This is a genomic window from Vibrio sp. CDRSL-10 TSBA (assembly GCA_039696685.1).
Lineage (GTDB): Bacteria > Pseudomonadota > Gammaproteobacteria > Enterobacterales > Vibrionaceae > Vibrio.
The window spans coordinates 1,470,269-1,490,758 of sequence record CP155566.1; the positions used below are offsets into that span (position 1 = coordinate 1,470,269).

The 20,490-nt window shown below is 49.7% G+C and carries 20 protein-coding genes and 2 pseudogenes; 19 read left to right on the forward strand and 3 right to left on the reverse strand.

Features of this window, described 5'->3' with window-relative positions:
• The first annotated feature begins 287 nt into the window (after positions 1-287).
• From ABDK09_14290 to ABDK09_14345, 12 genes and pseudogenes are all read left to right on the forward strand, one after another.
• A complete protein-coding gene (locus ABDK09_14290; protein XAW90539.1) occupies positions 288-1,097 on the forward strand; it encodes a LuxR C-terminal-related transcriptional regulator in 810 nt (269 codons plus the stop codon).
• Between the two features lie 85 nt (positions 1,098-1,182).
• Positions 1,183-2,403 carry a M20 family metallo-hydrolase gene (locus ABDK09_14295; protein ID XAW90540.1) on the forward strand — a complete coding sequence of 407 codons (1,221 nt, stop codon included), beginning with the start codon at positions 1,183-1,185 and terminating at the stop codon, positions 2,401-2,403.
• A 15-nt stretch (positions 2,404-2,418) separates the two neighbouring features.
• Complete coding sequence (locus ABDK09_14300; GenBank protein XAW90541.1) at positions 2,419-3,327, forward strand: arginine deiminase family protein; 909 nt, start codon at positions 2,419-2,421, stop codon at positions 3,325-3,327.
• Positions 3,328-3,355: 28 nt separating this feature from the next.
• Complete coding sequence (locus ABDK09_14305; protein ID XAW90542.1) at positions 3,356-4,225, forward strand: TIM barrel protein; 870 nt, start codon at positions 3,356-3,358, stop codon at positions 4,223-4,225.
• 14 nt (positions 4,226-4,239) lie between these two features.
• Positions 4,240-5,289 (forward strand): 2-oxoglutarate and iron-dependent oxygenase domain-containing protein, encoded by a 1,050-nt coding sequence (locus tag ABDK09_14310; GenBank protein XAW90543.1) that lies wholly within the window; start codon positions 4,240-4,242, stop codon positions 5,287-5,289.
• Positions 5,290-5,398: 109 nt separating this feature from the next.
• Complete coding sequence (locus ABDK09_14315) at positions 5,399-6,199, forward strand: transporter substrate-binding domain-containing protein (GenBank protein XAW90544.1); 801 nt, start codon at positions 5,399-5,401, stop codon at positions 6,197-6,199.
• 140 nt (positions 6,200-6,339) lie between these two features.
• A pseudogene (locus ABDK09_14320) lies at positions 6,340-6,948 on the forward strand (amino acid ABC transporter permease).
• Positions 6,949-7,086: 138 nt separating this feature from the next.
• A pseudogene (locus ABDK09_14325) lies at positions 7,087-7,831 on the forward strand (amino acid ABC transporter ATP-binding protein).
• Positions 7,831-8,562 (forward strand): class II aldolase/adducin family protein, encoded by a 732-nt coding sequence (locus ABDK09_14330; protein ID XAW90545.1) that lies wholly within the window; start codon positions 7,831-7,833, stop codon positions 8,560-8,562. Before ABDK09_14325 ends, ABDK09_14330 begins: the two are co-directional and overlap by 1 nt.
• Positions 8,562-9,104, forward strand: a complete 543-nt coding sequence (locus tag ABDK09_14335) for an NAD(P)-dependent oxidoreductase (protein ID XAW90546.1) — start codon at positions 8,562-8,564, stop codon at positions 9,102-9,104. Before ABDK09_14330 ends, ABDK09_14335 begins: the two co-directional genes overlap by 1 nt.
• Before the next feature lie 13 nt (positions 9,105-9,117).
• A complete protein-coding gene (locus ABDK09_14340; protein ID XAW90547.1) occupies positions 9,118-9,468 on the forward strand; it encodes an NAD(P)-dependent oxidoreductase in 351 nt (116 codons plus the stop codon).
• Between the two features lie 121 nt (positions 9,469-9,589).
• On the forward strand, positions 9,590-11,185 hold the full coding sequence (locus ABDK09_14345; GenBank protein XAW90548.1) for an ABC-F family ATPase: 1,596 nt from the start codon (positions 9,590-9,592) through the stop codon (positions 11,183-11,185).
• 416 nt (positions 11,186-11,601) lie between these two features.
• Here ABDK09_14345 and ABDK09_14350 read toward each other — a convergent pair whose 3' ends face one another.
• On the reverse strand, positions 11,602-11,841 hold the full coding sequence (locus ABDK09_14350) for a hypothetical protein (protein ID XAW90549.1): 240 nt from the start codon (positions 11,839-11,841) through the stop codon (positions 11,602-11,604).
• A 96-nt stretch (positions 11,842-11,937) separates the two neighbouring features.
• Entirely contained in the window at positions 11,938-12,417 is a 480-nt protein-coding gene (locus tag ABDK09_14355) for an Lrp/AsnC ligand binding domain-containing protein (protein ID XAW90550.1), read from the reverse strand.
• Positions 12,418-12,594: 177 nt separating this feature from the next.
• Here ABDK09_14355 and ABDK09_14360 point away from each other — a divergent pair, with 177 nt between their 5' ends.
• Positions 12,595-13,611 carry a 1-aminocyclopropane-1-carboxylate deaminase gene (locus tag ABDK09_14360; GenBank protein XAW90551.1) on the forward strand — a complete coding sequence of 339 codons (1,017 nt, stop codon included), beginning with the start codon at positions 12,595-12,597 and terminating at the stop codon, positions 13,609-13,611.
• 214 nt (positions 13,612-13,825) lie between these two features.
• Here the strand turns inward: ABDK09_14360 and ABDK09_14365 are convergent, their stop codons facing one another.
• Positions 13,826-14,740 carry a LysR family transcriptional regulator gene (locus tag ABDK09_14365; protein XAW90552.1) on the reverse strand — a complete coding sequence of 305 codons (915 nt, stop codon included), beginning with the start codon at positions 14,738-14,740 and terminating at the stop codon, positions 13,826-13,828.
• 357 nt (positions 14,741-15,097) lie between these two features.
• Between ABDK09_14365 and ABDK09_14370 the strand changes: the two genes are divergently transcribed.
• The 6 genes from ABDK09_14370 to ABDK09_14395 all read left to right on the forward strand — a co-directional run bounded on the left by ABDK09_14370 (position 15,098) and on the right by ABDK09_14395 (position 20,396).
• Positions 15,098-16,624 carry an ABC transporter substrate-binding protein gene (locus tag ABDK09_14370; GenBank protein XAW90553.1) on the forward strand — a complete coding sequence of 509 codons (1,527 nt, stop codon included), beginning with the start codon at positions 15,098-15,100 and terminating at the stop codon, positions 16,622-16,624.
• 96 nt (positions 16,625-16,720) lie between these two features.
• Positions 16,721-17,638, forward strand: a complete 918-nt coding sequence (locus tag ABDK09_14375) for an ABC transporter permease (protein XAW90554.1) — start codon at positions 16,721-16,723, stop codon at positions 17,636-17,638.
• Between the two features lie 21 nt (positions 17,639-17,659).
• The gene (locus tag ABDK09_14380) at positions 17,660-18,556 is read left to right on the forward strand and encodes an ABC transporter permease (GenBank protein XAW90555.1); all 897 of its coding nucleotides are present in this window, start codon (positions 17,660-17,662) and stop codon (positions 18,554-18,556) included.
• 28 nt (positions 18,557-18,584) lie between these two features.
• Positions 18,585-19,100 (forward strand): ATP-binding cassette domain-containing protein, encoded by a 516-nt coding sequence (locus ABDK09_14385; GenBank protein XAW90556.1) that lies wholly within the window; start codon positions 18,585-18,587, stop codon positions 19,098-19,100.
• Positions 19,012-19,575 carry an ABC transporter ATP-binding protein gene (locus tag ABDK09_14390; protein XAW90557.1) on the forward strand — a complete coding sequence of 188 codons (564 nt, stop codon included), beginning with the start codon at positions 19,012-19,014 and terminating at the stop codon, positions 19,573-19,575. The genes ABDK09_14385 and ABDK09_14390 overlap by 89 nt, the downstream gene beginning before the upstream one ends.
• On the forward strand, positions 19,575-20,396 hold the full coding sequence (locus ABDK09_14395) for an ATP-binding cassette domain-containing protein (protein ID XAW90558.1): 822 nt from the start codon (positions 19,575-19,577) through the stop codon (positions 20,394-20,396). Before ABDK09_14390 ends, ABDK09_14395 begins: the two co-directional genes overlap by 1 nt.
• Positions 20,397-20,490: the final 94 nt, after the last annotated feature.

The following is a 20,490-nucleotide window of genomic DNA, read 5'->3' on the forward strand; positions in this document are numbered from 1 at the left end:
TTGTGCAATATAAGAATAGGCTGAGTGGTGATTTAGTGATGGATTACTCAGTCATACAATCAATGCGGTCAGTTTCATCGCGATGACTGATTGGGGATGAGTTGTATCAGGTGAGCACATGCTGTGATTTGAACGATGCAGAGGGTTGGCGATATATTCTGCAAAATAGCGAATGATATAAGATTTGTTGCTTAATTGCGGTTTACGTTGGCAGTTATATCAGTACAGAACGCTATTTATTTGTTATTTTATTTCACAGGAACAACAAAAGTTATGATTGTAAGGATATGAATCAACTCCACTTAGATGCAACCGACGTCACCATTCACGGGATCGCTGACTTAATTCTGGCGATTGGCGACACCACCTTTTTTGATAAGCTCACCTATCTGTTGCGCACTGCTGCCAGTTTTGACGATTATGTCATGCTGATTTATCACCCGGACAAACGTCCTACCGTGATGTCATCCTCGTTTGCAGTGGATGAGATGGCGGTGTGGGATCGCTATCTTCAGGGCGCTTACCTGCTGAGCCCGTTTTATGACTACTGTGCCAATAAAGGCAATGAAGGTATGGTGACTTTAGAAGAAATCGCGCCAGACGACTTCTATCACAGTGCTTATTTTGAAGAGTATTTTTGCTTTTCTGAGTTGATCGATGAAGTCTGTTTCTGTGTGCAGGGCCAGAACAACAACGTCTATTTGCTCTCTCTGGGGCGAACCAATTCTCTGGCTAAATTCAATCGCCGGGTTCTGAATCGCTTGCGTGCGTTATATCCGATTCTGAGCTCAATAGTTAAGATGCATGATAGTCATCTTATGCCACCTGAGCGGGATTCTAATACTCAGGTTAAAGAGTACATATATAATTTCGGTTCTGATGTGCTGACTCCGCGTGAAAACGAAGTCATGCAACTGTTGATCCGAGGCTATTCCAGTAAGGAAGCAGCCAGGTTACTGGATATCTCTTACGAGACCGAGCGTGTGCATCGTAAAAACATCTACAACAAGCTGGAAGTGTGTTCGCAACATGAGCTGCTGGCCAAGATCTTTGACGACCTGGTTAACCTCCCGCCATCATCACAAGCCCGGGTCTGAGGGTCTATACCTCAATCGGGTAATAGAATAGATATCGTGTCCATCGCTAAGCTGTCTGTAACGCAATAAAGACGGCAGTAAACGTATGGACACGATACAAATTAACCAACCAAGGCTTCTTAAGTTTATCCGGGATATGGCGCAAATCGGTGCCGGTAAGCATGGCGGCTGTAATCGACAAGCGCTTACCGATGAAGATCGCATTGGCCGTGAGTTATTTCTGGACTGGTGTCATGCCATTGGCGGAAGTGAACGGCTCGACAGCATGGGCAACCTGTTTGTGCGCTTTGAAGGCCAGCAACCTGACTTAGAGCCGGTGTTGATGGGCTCTCACCTTGATACTCAGCCTACCGGCGGCAAGTTCGACGGTGTATATGGTGTTCTGGCTGCATTAGAAGTGATGACGTCGCTGCACGACCATGCAATCAAACTCACGCATCCGGTCGAAATTGTGGTGTGGAGTAACGAAGAGGGCGCCCGCTTCAGCCCTGCGATGTCCGGTTCGGGTGTGTTTGCCGTTAAACTCAGTCAATCCGATATCTACCGTTCACAAGATGCTAACGGCATCACCTACCTGCAGGCTTTAACTGACAGTCAGCAAATGGGCTGCACACCTTGTCAGGCATTTCCTTTTAAGGCCGCGTTGGAGCTTCATATTGAGCAGGGCCCGATTCTGGAAGCCAGGCACAAGAGCATTGGTGTGGTATCGGGTGTACAGGGAATGAACTGGTATCAGATTACTCTCTCAGGTGATTCTGTGCATGCAGGCCCGACACCGATGTCGATGCGCAATGACCCGGTTCAGGCTTTACATGTCTTACTGTCTCAATTATTCAGCAAGATGACGGAATATGGCGAGGATGCCCGTATCACCGTCGGTAAAATTGGCACCTATCCTTCCGCTCCGAATACCGTTCCTGAACAGGTTGTGTTTACTCTGGACCTGCGTCATCCAAACCAGCAGACACTGGACGAAATGTCACGGGTAGCTTTGGATGTATGTCGCTCTTGTGAGCCGGTAAGCAGTCAGGTTGAGGTGTTGTGGCAGTCACCAGCAGTGCAGTTCGATTCTCATTGTATCGAAGTCATTCAGAGTGCGGCAGATATTCTCGAATTGGACTCTATGTCGATTGTCTCCGGGGCGGGGCATGACTCGGTGTATCTTTCGTCTGTTGGTCCGACCGGAATGATTTTTGTGCCGTGCAAAGACGGTATTTCTCACAATGAAAAGGAGCACGTCGACCCGGAATTTTTGATTGCCGGTACGAATGTTCTGCTCCATAGCTTGATTCAACTTTCAGAATAAAAGGAATTAGCGGAAATGAATACTCCATCTCGTCGTCGTCAGCCTCAAGGCGGTACCACACCGCTCACTGATTGGGGCATCTACTCAGAAACCGGTCGTCTGCAGGACGTATTAGTCGGTCCGATTGACCATTTTGAATGGCGCACAGGTAACTCGACCTCACGCCGCCATGTAGGCGCAGGTGCCCGTTACGATTTCAATGTTGCCAAAGCGCAATACAACGAAATGCTGGACGTATATCGTCAAGCGGATGTAAATGTCCATTTTCTCGGCGCTAAAGCTGAGCAGCCTTATGCCATTTATGCCCGTGATTCATCGGTCATGACACCATGGGGCCCGATCATCAGCCAGATGTACAGCCCGTGGCGTCGCAGTGAGTGGCTGACCGTGCTGGAATTTTATCAGCAGAAGGGTATCCCGGTTTACGACGTCGTAACAGCGGGCTGCTTTGAAGGCGGCGACTTTATGTTGATCGAGCCGGGGGTTGTATTGTGTGGTTACTCCGGTGAGCGCACCAGTGAAGCCGGGTTACAGCAGGTCAAAGGTTGGTTTGAGAAAGAAGGCTGGGAGTTTTTCGCGGTGAAGTTTGACTCCCATTTTCTGCATATGGATGTTCAGTGCGTGATGGTGGCTGAGAAGCTTGCGGCTGTTTGTACTGCTGTGGTTCCCGATGAGCTGCTGGTGTGGCTGCGCAGCAAGAATATCGACATTATAGATATCCCTTACAAAGAGGCGATGGAACTGGGATGCAACATTGTTTCTCTGGGTAGCGAACGCGTGTTGATTCCAGCAGAAAGTCTGACTCTCAAGCAGCAGTGTAATGCTCGCGGACTGAAGGTGTTCGACCCTGATATCTCGATGATCACCAAAGGCGGTGGTGGTGTGCACTGTATGTGTCAGGCGCTGAAACGCAGCGAAAGCTAATCCCGGAATATGGATAGAGGAAGCCGAGATGGAACTTGAGCTATACCGGACATTATGGGGAGTGACGGATTCGCTCTCCGATATCGCATCCCAACTCAAACGGGCGGGCTTTGACGGTGTAGAAGGCCGGGTACCGTTGGACGAAACACAGCGACTGACATTTAAGCGCCAGCTTGAAGAAACAGGGCTGAGCTACATCGCGATCATCTTTACCGGCGGCGATGTGATTCCGAGTCAGAGCCTGGGCATTGAGGAGCATCTCCATACCCTGGAAACTCAGTTAGAGTATGCCAAACAGTTAGACGCCAGGTTTGTCAACGTACTCGCGGGCAACGATCGCTGGCCGATGGCGACTCAGGTCGAGTTTTTCAGTCGTGCGGTCGGGATTGCTAAACAAGCGGGCATTACCTGCAGTTTTGAGACACACAGGGGCACCTCTCTTTATAGCCCTTGGTTGACTCTGGATCTGATGCAGAGAGTACCAGATATGATGTTCACCATGGATATCAGTCACTGGTTTCTGGTCTGCGAACGTCTGTTAAATCGCCCGGAGGATGATTTGACAGACTACCTGCAACGGGTATTCCATATTCAGGCACGTGTGGGTTATGACCAGGGCGCACAGGTTCCGCATCCAGCCGCTCCTGAGTATCAGGCGGAGCTGAAATTTCACCAGCAATTGTGGCAACAAGTGTGGCAATACCACCAGCAGCAAGGGCGTAAGATCACCACCATGACCACAGAATTTGGGCCGGATGGCTATCTGCATCATTTGCCGTTTACTAACGTACCGGTCGCTGACTTATGGTCGCTCAATGATTGGATTGCGCAGGAAGAACGCAATCATTTTAACCGCTTTATTCACAGTTCGCATATGAGTGATTGGGCAGAGGTTTAACAAGGGATTGAATTATGACAGCAAAACAAGGCGCTTTTACTGAAATACCGGTGGTGAATGTTGAAGGGCTATTTAGTGATAGCCTGGAGCAGCGCAAAGAAGTGGCTCAGGCAATGGGCAAAGCGGCCAGTGAAGTGGGATTTTTATATGTGATCGGTCATGGAATTCCGGCTGAAACTATCGCCGGACTGCGTCAGGCCGCGAAACGGTTTTTTGCCCAGCCGTTTGATAGCAAAATGCAGTATTACATTGGCAGCTCTAAAACCCACAAGGGCTTTGTGCCTGAAGGGGAAGAGATTTACGGAACCGGTAAACCGGATAACAAAGAGGCTTACGATGTTGGTTTCCCCGCACCTAAAGATAACCCGTATGTGCTGACTAATACCCCGTTGATCGGTGAAAATGAGTGGCCGGATCTGGCAGATTTTCGCGAACCGGTACTGGCGTACTACAACACGGTGTTTGCTCTGGGACGCAAACTATTTTCTGGCTTTGCGCTCGCACTGGGGCTGGACGAGGATTACTTCGAAGAGATGGTGACATGCCCGCCGGCTAAGCTGCGTCTTATTCATTATCCGTTTGATGAAAAGGTTCAGGATCGTCCGGGTATTGGTGCTCACACAGACTATGAATGCTTCACTATGTTGCTGCCGGACCAACCTGGCTTGGAAGTGATGAATGAAGAGGGTGAGTGGATTGATGCGCCACCATTCAGAGAGGGAGCAGAAGAAGCGCTGGTGATTAATATTGGCGATATGCTGGAAGTACTGACAGCCGGACAGTTTGTTGCGACCTCTCACCGGGTACGTAAAGTCGCGCATGAGCGTTACTCTTTTCCGCTGTTTTTTGCCTGTGATTACGACACTTTGGTTAAACCGTTACCGCAGTTTGATGACGGTAAGCATCAGTACAAGGAGCTGAGTATTGGTGAACATATGTATAGTCAGGCACTGCAAACCTATCGTTATTTGCGTGAAAAAATGGCAAATGGTGAATTAACGTTACCGGAAAGAGCCACCGGGGTTGCTACGTTCGGACATCTGAAAAAGCATAATAAAGGTTGAATATCAAAGAGTGAATCTTAACGGCAAAGGCCGTTTAACATCCTCATTATTATAAGTTTATTTGTATATATATTTACTTTTTACATTGAGTCACAAAGGAAGATAAATCATGGAAAGAATCAACAAACTATTGGTATCAGTGCTACTGACCACTTCGCTGGGAATGGCTTCTAATGCCGCTATGGCACAAACGACCATCAATGAGGGTAAGCTGGTGGTGGGGATGGAGGTCAGCTATCCACCATTCGAATCGTATGAAGGCGATAAAGTTGTCGGATTTGATCCGGAACTGAGTGCGCTGCTGGCTGACAAGATGAGTCTGGGACACAGTTTTAGTGATAATAAATTTACCGGCCTGATTCTTGGTCTGACATCGAAAAAATTTGATGCAGTGATTTCCGGTATGTACATCATTCCGGATCGTCTTAAAAAAGCCGATGCCATTCCTTATGCCCGCACCGGTGCTTCTATTCTGGTCAATAAAGGCAGTGACGTGACTCCGAAAACAGAGCACGATTTATGTGGTGTTAAGGTCGGTTTGCAACAGGGGACTACCTGGGTTAAGGCTCTGAATTCCTTATCCGACAGTTACTGTAGTGCAAATGGTCTAGAGCCGATTCAGGTACTGGAATTTCCATCGGCGCCAGAAGTGACTCAGGCGCTGTTGTCACGCAATGTTCAGGCTCAGCTTGAAATTGCCGGTGCAGCTCAGATGTTTGTTGAACGCACCAAAGGTCGGGTTGAAATTAGCTCACCGGAACTGGTTTTCCCACAAACGCTTGGCATTTATGTCAGCAAAGATAACCCGGCACTGAAGAGTCAGTTGCAGACTGCGATGGCTGAAATCAAAGCTGATGGTTCTTACTACGATCTGATTCATAAATACGAACTGACTCCGGTAGAGGAGTAATGCAGCGGGCCCCGGATGTTGTCCGGGGTCTATTTCGTTGCAATACGCCCAGTCGTTCCGATTGGGCGGTGTTACCCGTAAAAAGCTGTCGGAGTTAGAGTATGAGTTTAGATTGGGATTATTTCTTTTCGCTGTTTACCATGTCTGCGTTTTATGACGCGTGCGTGACGGTGATCATTCTGAGCACCTTATCCTGGGCACTGGGTGCAGTACTGGGTTTTGTGGTTGCTTGTGCCAAGTTATCAGAGAAAAAATGGCTGTCTGTGCCTACCGGATTGTATGTCTGGTTCTTCCGTAGTGTTCCGCTGCTGGTTGTGCTGGTATTTGTTTATAACATGCCGCAGCTGTTTCCCTCGACCGGTGCTTATCTTGGTGTGCCTTTTATTGCCGGTCTGGTCAGTCTGGTTGTGACCGAGTCGGCCTATATGGCGGAGATTCATCGCAGTGGTCTGCTGTCGGTTGCTAAAGGTCAGCGTGAAGCCGGCCACGCATTGAGTATCGGGTTTCTTGGTATTCAGCGAATTATTGTGATACCGCAGGCGATCCGGGTTTCAATGCCCGCGATGATCAATGAGTTCGTTACCATTATTAAACTGAGCTCTCTGGTATCGGCTATCTCGTTACCAGAACTGCTGCAAACTGGCCAGCGTCTCTATTCACAAAACTTTCTGGTCATGGAAACTCTGCTGGCTGTTGCGGTGTATTACGTAGCGATTGTCACCATTTTCGGCTCGGTGCTGCACTGGGCGGAAAAGAAAATGGATATACCTTCCCGCGCGCCAGAAACCCTATCTGATCATCAGTGTGAGCAGTTACGCCGTGATGCTGCTGCCGTGGTTCGTCCTTTGTTGCCACAGGCGCAAAAAGGTGCACCTAATGCGCTAGAGTTGCAGGGTATTACCAAATCTTATGGCAAGCATCAGGTGTTAAAATCGATTGATTTGACAGTGAAACCAGGTGAAGTTTCTTAGTCTTATTGGTCCTTCCGGCTCAGGTAAGACAACGTTGATCCGCACCATTAATGATCTGGAATCGATAGATGGCGGCGAGATAGTGTTGTATGGTGAGGACTACATTAAAGGCGGGGTGGTTGCCAATAAACGCCGGGTTCGCGAAGGCATCAAACGTATTGGTATGGTATTCCAGTCTTTTAATCTATTCCCTCATAAAACCGCCCTGCAGAACGTGATGATTGCCCCGCGCTATCATGGCAAAAACAGCAGCCACGAAGAAGCTAAAAAGCAGGCCCTGTATCTGTTGGATCGGGTCGGGTTACTGGCTCATGCGGAAAAATATCCGCATCAACTTTCTGGTGGTCAGCAGCAGCGAGTGGCGATTGCACGTTCACTGGCGATGTCGCCGGATATCATGTTGTTTGATGAACCAACCTCAGCACTGGACCCTGAGATGGTCGGTGAGGTGCTCAAGGTTATTCAGGATCTGGCTAAAGAGGGGATGACGATGATCATTGTCACCCACGAAATGGACTTCGCGCTATCGGTCTCTGACCGGGTAATTATGATGGAAAACGGTATTGTGCAGGTTGATGCGCCGCCAAGCGAGATTCTCGGCCAGCAAGATAGCGAGCAATGTTTTGAACGTATTAAGGAATTTATGGGGAGAGCGGCATAATGGACAGCCAGGAAAAGCAGTTACGACAGGACTTGGCTGCAGCATATCGCCTTGCCGCTATGCTGGGCTGGGAAGATACCCTATATACCCATTTTTCTGCGCGCCTACCCGGAGAAGGGGAGCCACGATTTTTGATTAACCCGTTCGGCCTGATGTTTGATGAAGTCACCGCCAGCAGCCTGATTATTGTTGATGCAAATGGTCAAATTGTCAGCGGTGATGCCAAATACAATCCGGCCGGTTTTACGATTCATAGTGCTGTGCATATGGCTCGCGATGATGCGCATTGTGTCATTCACACGCACACATTAGCCGGTATGGCCGTCGCGGCCTGTGAAAAAGGGCTACTCAACGTCAATCAGATAAGCGCTGAGTTTCACGACCAACTGGGTTATCACGATTATGAAGGTGTGGCGTTTAATCTTGAAGAGCGCAGCCGCATTCAGCAGTCTCTGGACAACAATATGGCGCTGATATTGCGCAATCATGGTTTACTCAGTGTCGGAGAAACGGTAGCGGATGCGTTTCAGGTCATGTTCTACCTAAACAAAGCGTGTGAAATTCAGCTTGCGGCAGCACAGATGTCGGGGATTTCGAACATCTCTTTGATCCCGGCCAAACTGGCGGATTACGTTTCTGGTCAGTTTAAAAAGGTGGCCAGTGAGCGGCAAATTGTCTGGCAGGCGTGGTTACGAAAGCTGGATCGTCTCGACCCTTCTTATAAGGAGTAATGATGACCAATCCCGTAGTACTGATTGCTACCAATGACCCGCATTACGGTGAGAAACTACGTCAATGTGCGGTAAGTACAGTCTCTGATGTCGACTGGGTATTCCCCGGAGAGAAAGCGGCCCTCAATGCCAGTGTTGCCGCTTGCTGGTATCCACAGAGCGATTTGGTGACTCAGTACCCCGCATTGCGCTGTCTGCATTCTGTCGGTGCTGGTAGTGACAATCTCGGCTCTCTGCTCAGTACTGACCTGGAGGTACGACGTATTGTCGACCAGGAGCAGAAAGTTGGTATGTTTGAGTATATTCTGTGGGGAATTCTTTATTATCAGAGAGATATGGACCGTTATTTAACAGCACAACATTCCCGGCAATGGCAGGCATTCCATCAGCGTCGAGCATGTGATACTCGGGTTGGTATTCTCGGCTTGGGAGAGATAGGTGGCTATGTGGCTTGTTGTCTGGCGGAGATGGGTTATCAGGTCAGCGGCTGGTCCAGAAACCGCGAAAAGATTACGCGGCGTTCAGTCTTACTCTGGTGTTAATGACGTGAACACTATGTTGGGTGATCTGGATATACTGGTGAATCTGCTGCCACTCAATGAGCAAACCGAGGGCATTCTCAATAGAGCTTTATTGTCACGTTTGCCAAAGCGGGCTGCTCTGATTCACTGTGGGCGAGGCGCACAGTTGGTTGAACAGGATTTAATTGATCTTTTGGATCATGAGCAATTACGCGGTTCGATACTGGATGTGTTTGCGATCGAACCATTACCAGAGTCCAGCAATCTTTGGTCGATGGATAAAGTGCTCGTCACCCCCCACATTGCTTCCAGTGCTAGTATCCCCCAAATTGTCAGGCAAATTTCCGCGACAGCCAGTGAATTAGCACAGCAGGAAAATCGTTGACCCGTGTTGTGTGTTTTTAGGGGTGATGTTAATCACAAAAACTGTTAGAATCCGATTACTTTGAAAAGTTGGCCAGTGCCAACTTTTCGCTTATTTACAATCCAACAACTTGGGATTCCCTGTGCTAACGACTGCAAACATCACCATGCAATTTGGCGATAAGCCATTATTTGAAAATATCTCGATTAAATTTGGTAATGGTAACCGTTACGGCCTGATCGGTGCGAACGGTTGTGGTAAATCCACGTTTATGAAAATCCTTGGCGGTGAACTGGAGCCGTCTTCTGGTTCGGTTTCAAAGGATCCGAATGAACGTATGGCCAAACTTGGTCAGGATCAGTTTGCCTTCGAAGCATTCACTGTTATCGATACAGTAATTATGGGTCACAAAGAGTTGTGGAAGGTAAAAGAAGAGCGCGATCGTATCTATGCTTTACCTGAAATGTCAGATGAAGATGGTATGCGTGTTGGCGATCTTGAAACTGAATTCGCTGAGATGGACGGTTACTCGGCAGAAGCACGTGCCGGCGAGCTGCTGCTTGGCCTGGGTATTCCGGAAGCGCAACACTTCGGTCTGATGAGTGAAGTGGCTCCTGGTCTGAAACTGCGTGTGCTGCTGGCACAGGTGCTGTTTGCTGAGCCAGAGATTCTGCTGCTTGACGAACCAACCAACAACCTGGACATGCACACCATCGCCTGGCTGGAGCAAACTCTGCTGGCGCGTAACTGCACCATGATCATTATCTCGCACGACCGTCACTTCCTGAACACCGTATGTACGCATATGGCGGATCTGGATTACGGTGAACTGCGTCTGTTCCACGGTAACTACGACCAGTACATGATTGCTGCAGAGCAAGCCCGTGAGCGTCTGCATGCGGATAACGCGAAGAAGAAAGCACAGATTGCTGAACTGCAAACCTTCGTAAGCCGCTTCTCGGCTAACGCATCAAAAGCGAAACAGGCGACGTCACGTCAGAAGCAACTGGATAAAATCCAGCTTGATGAAGTGAAGCCGTCCAGCCGTCAGTCTCCGTTCATTCGTTTTGAGCAGGAAAAAGAGCTGTTCCGTAATGCACTGGAAGTCGAAGGTCTGAAACAGGGTTACGAAGAAAACATTCTGTTTAACGGCGTGAACCTGATGGTTGAAGTGGGTGAGCGTATCGCCATCATCGGTGAAAACGGTATCGGTAAATCGACTCTGCTGAACACTCTGGCTGGCGCGATGGATCCGATGGCGGGTATGATCAAATGGTCTGAAAACAACAACATCGGCTTCTATGCTCAGGACCACGCTCACGACTTCAGTGAAGATATGTCTCTGATTGACTGGATGGGACAGTGGAAGAAAGACGGTGATGACGAGCAGACCGTGCGCGGTATTCTGGGTCGTATGCTGTTCTCACAAAACGATATCAAGAAATCGGTAAAAGTGATTTCTGGTGGTGAACAAGGTCGTATGCTGTTTGGTAAGCTGATCATGCAAAAGCCAAACATCCTGCTGATGGACGAACCAACCAACCACATGGATATGGAATCGATTGAAGCCCTGAACCTGGCGCTGGAAAACTACAAAGGCACACTGCTGTTTGTTTCTCATGACCGTCAGTTCGTATCATCGATTGCAACGCGCATCATCGAGATCACCAAAGAAGGTGTGAACGATTTCCACGGTACTTACGATGAGTATCTGGCTAAACAGGGCCTGACTGGCTAATGACGGTTTAACACCGTTCAAGCCAAAAATTATTGGAACCACCGCATAACGCGGTGGTTTTTTTATGGACGTTTCCAAACTGTCTGGTTATCGGGGTGTGTTTTGGTAGCAGCATCTCAAGCGCGATCGACTACACTTTTGAGCATAGATTCACAAAGAGGTCATCCGGCTCAGGGCCGGGGATGGAGGCGGCATTGGACGCGCAAACTCTTGCATCACATGTTTTTTTGCTGGTGGCAGGGCTGCTGATACTGTTGCTGACAGTTTCGGTGGTTTATCAAGCCGGGCAGTATCGGCGGCGAGATCGTCTGGCGCACAGTTATTCACGTCAACGCGTGCTGTGGCAGGCGCAATTCAAGCAAGATGTGTCTGCATTCAGCGCATTGGCGATGAAGCATTACTACAGCGTAAAAGATTTAGACCGTTTGCTGGCTGAGAAAGTCTTTGCTCAGGATGTGCGAGAATTGAATCAGCTGCGGGTCCGGGTGCGTCTCAGCCTCGACCCTTATCAAACCATCGATAGTGATGATACCAAGTTGATCCGTAGTATGCGCCGGGTCATCGTCCATTTTGAAACCCAGCACTATGAGGGGCTGGATTATGAACTGTTGCGCATTGAGCGTTGTGCGCAGCGCATTCTGCATCAGGAGCGGCACAAATCTTCACGCCTGGCGCGCTTCGGCACTATAGAGCCGGATACTACGGCGGGCAACTCACCACGTTTCCTGAAGCCGGACTCAATCTCTCCTGGCTCAGAAGGCCAGTGGTGCATTCTCTTTGACTTCCTTCATCACGAAAAAGGTGCGGATTTGACGCACGCCGGGCAGAGCCAGCAAATGATTGGCGTGCAGTTGATTGAAGTTGGCCATATCCTTCACGCGGATTTTGATGAAGTAATCAAACTCACCAGCAACCAGCTGGCAGTCAATGATCATTTTGAGTTTCACAATCGCCGCTTCAAACTCAGCAAAGCTTTCCGGGGTTGAGCGGTCCAGCACCACTCCGACGATAACCAGAGCCCCCAGGTCAATATCGGCCGGATTCAATTCCGCGCGCACTGATTTTACCACGCCTTGTTTAAATAGCCTGTCTACCCGGCGGTGACAGGTCGCGGGACTGATGTTAGCCAAATCAGCCAGTTCAGCGTTGGTCTTGCGCCCGTCCTGCTGCAACAGTTGCAGTAGCTTGCGATCGGTCTTATCTAATGAAATGCCCATGAAAGAATCTTCCATAATATTCCTATATATGTATTTTATTTAAACACTAATGGGTATTTATGGGAATATTTGATTAAAAATAACTCAAAATTAGAAAGCACATTTCTCGTGGGTTTGGGTAGTCTGTATCCATAGACGGCAGAAAGTTTCTGCTGATGAAATCGGAATCAGGCGACAATAAGGAGATTGCCCATGAATCTGGAAAAGTTTGAACGTTACCCGCTAACTTTTGGTCCAACCCCAATTGAAAAGCTGAGTCGTTTGTCTGAGTTTCTCGGTGGCGATGTCGACATTTATGCCAAGCGTGAAGACTGTAACTGTGGCCTGGCGTTTGGTGGCAACAAAATTCGTAAACTGGAGTACATTGTACCGGATGCGATTGCTTCTGGTGCTGATACCCTGGTTACCATTGGTGGTGTGCAGTCTAACCATACCCGCTTAGTGGCCGCAACCGCTGCGAAAATTGGCATGAAGTGCCGCCTGGTACAGGAAAGCTGGGTACCGTTTCAGGATGCGGTTTACGACCGGGTCGGTAATATTCTCATGAGCCGGGTGATGGGTGCTGAGGTTGAACTGGTCAATGACGGCTTTGACATCGGCATTCGCGAAAGTTGGAAAAATGCGTTGGCGGATGTGGAAGCGAAAGGGGGGAAACCTTATCCGATTCCTGCCGGTGCCTCTGAACACAAATACGGTGGCCTGGGCTATGTTCAGTTTGCTGAAGAAGTCCGTCAGCAGGAAGAAGAGATGGGCATCAAGTTCGATTACATCGTCGTGTGTACTGTAACGGGTTCAACTATGGCAGGTATGGTGGTGGGCTTTGCTGCTGACGGTCGTGCGCGTAATGTCATTGGTATTGATGCGTCGGCAACGCCGGAACAAAACCATGCTCAGGTACTGCGTATTGCTCAGAATACGGCTGATTTAGTTGAATTATCGACGCCAATCACCGAAGAAGACATTGTCATCATAGATGATTACGCCTACCCGGAGTACGGTGTGCCATCGGAAGAGACCAATGAAGCGATCCGTATCGCGGCCCGTACCGAAGGGATGATGACGGATCCTGTTTATGAGGGTAAATCGATGCAGGGTCTGATTGATCTGACCCGTAAAGGCTTCTTCCCGAAAGGTTCAAAAGTTCTTTATGCCCACCTGGGCGGCGTACCTGCTATCAACGCTTACAGCTACATCTACCGTAACGGTTAACATTAAACCTTAGTTAAAGCTGACATAATTATTTAAGGCCTCGCTGAGCGAGGCTTTTTGCGTTGGCTTTATTTTATTCGATATAGTAGATTTAATGCTCTATTAAAGATAAGTGGTAATGTTTATCATTACTTCTTTATGACGGTGTAAATAAATTTTTTCTTTGTGGGTGTATGAATTTATTTTTAAATAACAATCATAGTGAAATAATTTTTCACCGGTTTGGTTCCAGCTGGTTAATTAAAAAGTCGAGCACAGATTGCACCGCTTTGGGGAGCGTTCTGCCCGCTAAAACTTGTAATTCAATATTTCTCAATCCCATTGCTTTATCGGTAATCGGGATGGCTTTCATCCGGCCATTTTTGATCAGCTGCCGGACGGATATTTCTCCGGACAGGGAGACTCCCGCTCCGTTGATCACAAACTGATTCAGCGCTGACATATAAGAACTGACCAGCGCAGGCTCATAGGTAAGCTGCTGTTGGCTGACGCAAATATCAAACAGTTGGCGCAGGGTCGTATTCGGATAAGGAATCGCAATCGGGTAGGCGAGCAACTGGGCAATACTGATGCGCTTTTTAGTGGCTAAAGGGTGTTCCGGATGGACGATGGCATGAATCGGCGCTGGCTGGGTGTGCACGACCCGGATATCTGCTATCGGATTGAGGCTAAACGCAATACCAATGTCAGCATCGCCGTTACGAATCGCCTCTGAAACTTCAATTGGCGGGTAAACTTCTAATTTAAAATGAATTCTCGGAAAGAATTTCTGATAGCTACTGATCACGTTGGGCAGAAATTCCATTGCAAACCCTTCTGTTGTTGCGATGGTGACCTGACCTTTTTGCAGCCCCTCTAACGCTTCTATTTCTCCCAGAACCCGGTCTGTCTCCAGTATCACTTTACGTGCGTAAACCGTCAGAAGCTCACCGGCGGTACTTAATACCATACCGCGCGGGCGGCGCTCGAACAGGGGCGTACCGAGTAAATCTTCCAGTCCGGTAATTTGCCTGCTTATGGCGCTGGTTGCCACATTAAGGTGCAACGAGGCTTCGCTGATCGAGCCGCAACGGGCGACTTCAAGAAAGTATCGTAACGACGGCGAAGTAAGCTGGTGAACGGCTGCCATAAAGTTTTCCTCTCTACAGGTCAGGTGGTTGCCGGGTTAGTTCTTGATAAAGCAATATGTTTGCCAAAACGGCAATGGAATATTGCTAATTCTCTAATTGTGGCAATTGAGAGTTTTAACTAGCATGAATTTAAAGGTTATTAAAAAGGAGTTGATGAAATTACAGATTCAGGGATGCTGTGTATTAATGCAGTTAAAGGCTGAGTGGTGAATGATGATGTGTTTCATAACCTGAAGTGGAATAAATATTGCTGATGTTCTCGATAGCAAGATAAAATTAAATGTTATGGAATGCTTTATCGAAAATATCAGTGAACAACTTGTCGATGATTTTATATTAAGTATAAGGATGTGCTTATGTGGTTTCCAAGAAAATTAATCTCTCTGGCTGTAACCGGTGTGCTGGCACTGAGTTCGCACAGTGCTCTGGCCAACAAATCCGATGATACGTTGGTGTTTGCCTCCAACAGCTGGCCGGAAAATATCAGCCCGTACCACAACAATTTGCGCGAAGGGACGGTATTAGGGCATCTGGCCTGGGATACCCTGGTATATCGGGATCCGGCCACGGGCAATTACCTCCCTATGCTGGCGACCGAATGGGAATGGAAAGATTCCACCCATCTGGTGTTCAAGTTGCGTCAGGGGGTGAAATTCCAGAACGGAGATGACTTTACTGCTGATGACGTCGCGTTCACCTTCAATTACGGCCTTTCTCCCGACTCTAAAGTCGTCACACTGCAAAACATCAACTGGATTAAACAAGTCAACAAAATCGACGCTTACACAGTCGAATTCGAACTCAAACAACCTTTCCCCGCCGCTTTAGAATACCTCTCTGGCCCGCTGCCGATTTATCCGGAAAAATACTTTAAACAAGTCGGGCTAGCCGGCTTCAACAACGCGCCGATTGGCACAGGACCTTACCAGATCACCAAGGTCACCAATGGTGAATCGCTGGAGATGAAGCTCAATCCGAATTACTTCGCTGACAGCCCAATCAAGCAACCGAGTATTGGTCACCTTAAGTTTGTTCTCATCCCGGACCCGGACACCCAGATTGCCCAGTTAATGACGGGGCAAATTGACTGGATTTGGCGTGTGCCGTCGGATCAGGCCGAGCAATTGAAAATGATGCCGAATTTGTCAGTGCTGAGCAGTGAGACCATGCGGGTAGGCTATCTGACCCTGAACAGCCTGGGCACAGACTCAGAAGATTCGCCGTTCAAGAAGCTCAAAGTACGTGAAGCGGTCAACTACGCGATCAACCGGGATGGTCTGGCGCATGAATTAGTGCGCGGCGGAAGCCGTCCGCTGTATACGCCGTGTTTCCCTGAGCAGTTTGGTTGTGAAGAATCGGCGGCCAAGCATTATGAGTACAGTCCGGAAACCGCGAAGAAGTTGCTGGCAGAAGCCGGTTACCCGGATGGCTTTGAAACCGATATTTACGCATATCGCGATCGCGAATATGCCGAAGCCATCATTGGCGACCTGCGCAAAGTGGGCATCAAAGCGAAACTCAAATACATGAACTATGCGGCGCTGCGTGATTCACTGCGTGCCGGTAAAGTGCCGATGTCGTTCCAGACCTGGGGGTCATACTCGATCAATGATGCTTCCGCTATGGTCAGTGTCTACTTCAAAGGCAGCGCCGATGATGGTGACAAAGATGCTCAGGTCAAAGAGTGGCTGGAGATTGCCGACACGTCCATCAAACCGGAAGAGCGTATTGAGTACTATCAGAAAGCGATTTCCCGTATCACGGAAAATGCTTACTGGGCGCCGATGTTCTCTTTCACCAGTAACTACGCGTTTACCTCAGACCTGAATTTTACCGCCTATCCGGATGAACTGCCGCGCTTCTGGGAAGCGAGCTGGAAGTAAGCTTACTGTGGGCTGCGCTATTTTGTGAATGCGCAGCCCTGATATCACACGCTTCATTTAATTCATCATGTCTGTGATGGAACAGGGAGGTTCATCATGTTGGGATACTGTATACGCCGCTTTCTTATGGCGCTCAGCGTCGCACTGACCGTTTCCGTGGTCTGTTTTATGTTACTTCATCTTTCGGGAGATCTGGCAACCGCCATCGCCGGACCGGAAGCCACTTCCGAACAAATCGAGCAGATCCGGGTCCAGTTCGGGCTGGATCAGCCGATGACGCTGCAATACTTCAATTGGTTATGGGGCGCGCTGCAACTTGACTTTGGTGAGTCCTACTATTTTACCAACTCGGTTATTGAGCTGATCAGTGAACGCTTGCCAGTGACGTTGTCACTGGGTGCAATCGCGCTGGCGGTTGCAACCCTGGTTGCCATTCCGCTCGGCGTGATTGCTGCTATCAAACAGGATACCTGGATTGATCGTCTGGCGCTGATGATTGCGGTGTTTGGTCAGGCGATGCCGAGTTTCTTCTTTGGTCTGGTATTGATCATCATCTTTGCCGTCAATCTGCACTGGTTACCGGCCGGTGGCTCAGGCACCTGGCAGCACTATATTCTGCCGGCCATTGCTCTCGGCTATTACGCCACGCCGTCGATTATGCGCCTGACCCGTACCGGAATGCTGGAAGTGCTTGGTTCGGATTATATCCGCACCGCACGGGCCAAAGGCATCAGTGAAACCCGGGTGGTGGTCAAACATGCGCTGCGCAATGCAGTTATTCCTGTGGTAGCGCTGATGGCGGTGGAACTGGGTTTTATGCTTGGCGGTTCGATTGTGATTGAGTCTGTGTTTTCGTTGCATGGTCTTGGTCAGCTGGCGTGGGATTCCATTGCCCGTAATGACTATCCGGTGGTGCAGGCTATCGTGTTACTGATTGCGGTGTTTTATATCGTACTGACGTTTCTGGCTGACCTGCTTAATGCCATGCTTGACCCTAAATTACGCTTTGCTTAACGGGAGGTTAAGGTGAGTACTATGACGCTAATATCATCAATGAGTTCGTCTTTACCTGAGGTGCCGGCATGGCGCAAAGGTCTGAATAAAATCCTCGGCCATCACAGCCTGGCGCTGGGTGCGGGCATACTGCTTATTGTGGCGTTAGGTGCGTTATTGGCACCGCTGATTGCACCGCACGACCCGTATGCCCAGGATGTTACCCAGCGCATGATTCCACCGGTCTGGAATGAAAAGGGCAGTTGGGAACATATTCTCGGCACCGATAAACTGGGGCGTGATTACTTCAGCCGCCTGCTGTACGGCGCGCAAATCTCGCTCACGATTGGTCTGGCTGCGGCAGCAATCTCCGGTCTGATCGGTACCGTGATGGGCGTTCTGGCCGGCTACTTTGGCGGCCGTACCGACGCGGTGATCAGTTACCTCATCACCACGCGTCTGGCAATGCCGGTGATTCTGGTCGCACTAGCGATGGCTTCCCTGGTAGGGGGATCTCTGGAAATTGTGATTGTGCTGCTTGGTCTGCTGTTGTGGGACCGGTTTGCGGTGGTGGCCAGAGCGACGACCCAGCAACTGCGTGAAGCGGAGTTTATCGCTTCCGCCAAAGTGCTCGGCGCATCAACGCCCTATATTCTGACCCGTGAATTGCTGCCGAATATCCTCAGCCCGCTGATTGTAGTGGCGACTCTGGAAATGGCGCATGCGATTTTGCTCGAAGCCACGCTGTCATTTTTGGGTTTAGGCGTTCAGCCGCCGCTGCCTTCCTGGGGCTTAATGGTGGCGGAGGGTAAATCTTATATGTTCTTTCAGCCCTGGGTGATTGCCATTCCCGGTATCGCACTGATGATTCTGGTCCTGGCGATTAACCTGGTTGGTGACGGTCTGCGTGACCTCAATGCGCCGCAAAACCGCAGCTAACAGAGCAAGGACGAAAGGGAGAAATACGATGGAACCGATACTGAATGTTAAAGGACTGACCGTTTCACTACCCACGGCCAACGGCATGCTTAATGCGGTGCGCGGGATTGATCTGACGGTTAATAAAGGCGAAATGTTGTGTATTGTCGGTGAATCTGGCTGCGGTAAGTCGATGACGTCCATGGCGCTGATGGATTTATTGCCTAAGCGCGCCCGGTGCAGTGCCGAGAGCTTGAATTTTGCTGGTCACGACCTGCTGACGATTGGCAAAAAGGAACGTAATGCGCTGCGCGGTCTGCGTATGTCGATGATTTTTCAGGAGCCGATGACCTCGCTCAATCCGTCTTACAAGCTGGGCGATCAGCTGTGTGAAGGGATTCTCGCTCATAAAAACGTGACCAGACAGCAGGCGCGTGAGCGGGCGATTTATCTGCTGGAAACGCGCCGGGGTACCGATGCCGGAAGAGCGGCTGAACCAGTATCCGCATCAGCTGTCAGGCGGGTTGCGTCAGCGGGTGATGATCGCCATGGCGCTGATGTGTGAACCCGACCTGATTATCGCCGATGAGCCGACCACGGCGCTGGATGTCACTATTCAGGCTCAGATCCTCAAGCTGATCCGCGAGCTGCAACAGGAGTTTGGTACAGCGGTGATTTTCATTACCCACGATCTGGGCGTGGTCGCGCGGATTGCCGACCGGGTCGCGGTGATGTATGCCGGACAAGTGGTGGAAACCGCTTCGACCGAGCAAATTTTTACCTCGCCGCAGCATCCTTATACACAGGGGCTGGTCAACTGTATTCCGATTCCCGGTAAAACCAAACCGGGCGAGACATTAGCGACCATTTCCGGCGTGGTGCCGAGCCTTATTGGTAAACAGACCGGTTGCGCGTTTGCTAACCGTTGTCCGAGTGCATGCGCGCAGTGTTCGCAGCAGGATTTCCAGCTGGCTTCGGCTGGCGGCGAACACTGGGTACGTTGTATCAATCAGACTTACCCGATTCAGGAGGCGTCATAATGGATTATGCTCTGGAGCTGTGCAATCTGACCCGTCACTTCGACATCAAGAAAGGGATGTGGAAAGAGAAAACCCGCTTTACCGCGGTCAATGAGGTCTCATTGCGTATCAAACCCGGCGAAGTGGTTGGCCTGGTCGGGGAATCGGGATGCGGTAAAAGTACCCTGGCGAAGATGATTCTCGGTCTGCTGCCACCCAGTGACGGTGATGTACTGATCGAAGATAAACAGATCGATCTCAACGATCGTCTGGCGTTGGCGAAAGTAATTCAACCTGTGTTTCAGGACCCGTACTCTTCGCTCAATCCGCGCAAAAAGATTGCCGACATTATTCGCCTGCCGCTGCAGCTGCACAACATCGGTAACCGCAGTGAGCAGGACCAGCAAGTACTCGACATTGCGCAGCGTGTCGGTTTGCCGGAGCGCTTACTCGACCAGTACCCGGGCCAGTTGTCGGGCGGTCAGCGTCAGCGTGTCGCCATCGCGCGGGCTTTGATTCTCAAACCGAAAATTCTGGTGTGTGATGAGCCGACCTCGGCGCTGGATGTGTCTGTTCAGGCGCAGATCCTCAATTTGCTGCTGGAGCTGAAACGCGAACTGGGGCTGACCTATCTGTTTATCAGTCATAACCTGGCGGTGGTTGAACACTTGGCTGACCGGGTGATGGTGATGTATCGCGGCGAACTGGTCGAGCAGGGCGATTGTGAACAAATTTTCCATCATGCACAGCATCCTTATACCCAGGCTTTGCTGGCCTCGATACTGACGCCGGATCCAAGCCTTGGTTTGCCCGACATCGAAAGCTGGCAGGAAGCCAGTTAATCAGCGACTTATTTAGTAAGCATTGATTCAGTCAGCATTGAATCAATCAAAATAGGTTCAGCAGTCCCTCAGGTCAGTGTGCTCAACCTGACCT

Coding starts and splice junctions, on each gene's coding strand:
- ABDK09_14385 (XAW90556.1), top strand. CDS start 18,585: ATGGAACCGATACTGAATGTTAAAGGACTGACCGTTTCACTACCCACG.
- ABDK09_14390 (XAW90557.1), top strand. CDS start 19,012: ATGCCGGAAGAGCGGCTGAACCAGTATCCGCATCAGCTGTCAGGCGGG.
- ABDK09_14330 (XAW90545.1), top strand. CDS start 7,831: ATGGACAGCCAGGAAAAGCAGTTACGACAGGACTTGGCTGCAGCATAT.
- ABDK09_14300 (XAW90541.1), top strand. CDS start 2,419: ATGAATACTCCATCTCGTCGTCGTCAGCCTCAAGGCGGTACCACACCG.
- ABDK09_14360 (XAW90551.1), top strand. CDS start 12,595: ATGAATCTGGAAAAGTTTGAACGTTACCCGCTAACTTTTGGTCCAACC.
- ABDK09_14290 (XAW90539.1), top strand. CDS start 288: ATGAATCAACTCCACTTAGATGCAACCGACGTCACCATTCACGGGATC.
- ABDK09_14380 (XAW90555.1), top strand. CDS start 17,660: ATGACGCTAATATCATCAATGAGTTCGTCTTTACCTGAGGTGCCGGCA.
- ABDK09_14295 (XAW90540.1), top strand. CDS start 1,183: ATGGACACGATACAAATTAACCAACCAAGGCTTCTTAAGTTTATCCGG.
- ABDK09_14365 (XAW90552.1), bottom strand. CDS start 14,740: ATGGCAGCCGTTCACCAGCTTACTTCGCCGTCGTTACGATACTTTCTT.
- ABDK09_14375 (XAW90554.1), top strand. CDS start 16,721: ATGTTGGGATACTGTATACGCCGCTTTCTTATGGCGCTCAGCGTCGCA.
- ABDK09_14315 (XAW90544.1), top strand. CDS start 5,399: ATGGAAAGAATCAACAAACTATTGGTATCAGTGCTACTGACCACTTCG.
- ABDK09_14355 (XAW90550.1), bottom strand. CDS start 12,417: ATGGAAGATTCTTTCATGGGCATTTCATTAGATAAGACCGATCGCAAG.
- ABDK09_14335 (XAW90546.1), top strand. CDS start 8,562: ATGATGACCAATCCCGTAGTACTGATTGCTACCAATGACCCGCATTAC.
- ABDK09_14395 (XAW90558.1), top strand. CDS start 19,575: ATGGATTATGCTCTGGAGCTGTGCAATCTGACCCGTCACTTCGACATC.
- ABDK09_14370 (XAW90553.1), top strand. CDS start 15,098: ATGTGGTTTCCAAGAAAATTAATCTCTCTGGCTGTAACCGGTGTGCTG.
- ABDK09_14340 (XAW90547.1), top strand. CDS start 9,118: ATGTTGGGTGATCTGGATATACTGGTGAATCTGCTGCCACTCAATGAG.
- ABDK09_14305 (XAW90542.1), top strand. CDS start 3,356: ATGGAACTTGAGCTATACCGGACATTATGGGGAGTGACGGATTCGCTC.
- ABDK09_14310 (XAW90543.1), top strand. CDS start 4,240: ATGACAGCAAAACAAGGCGCTTTTACTGAAATACCGGTGGTGAATGTT.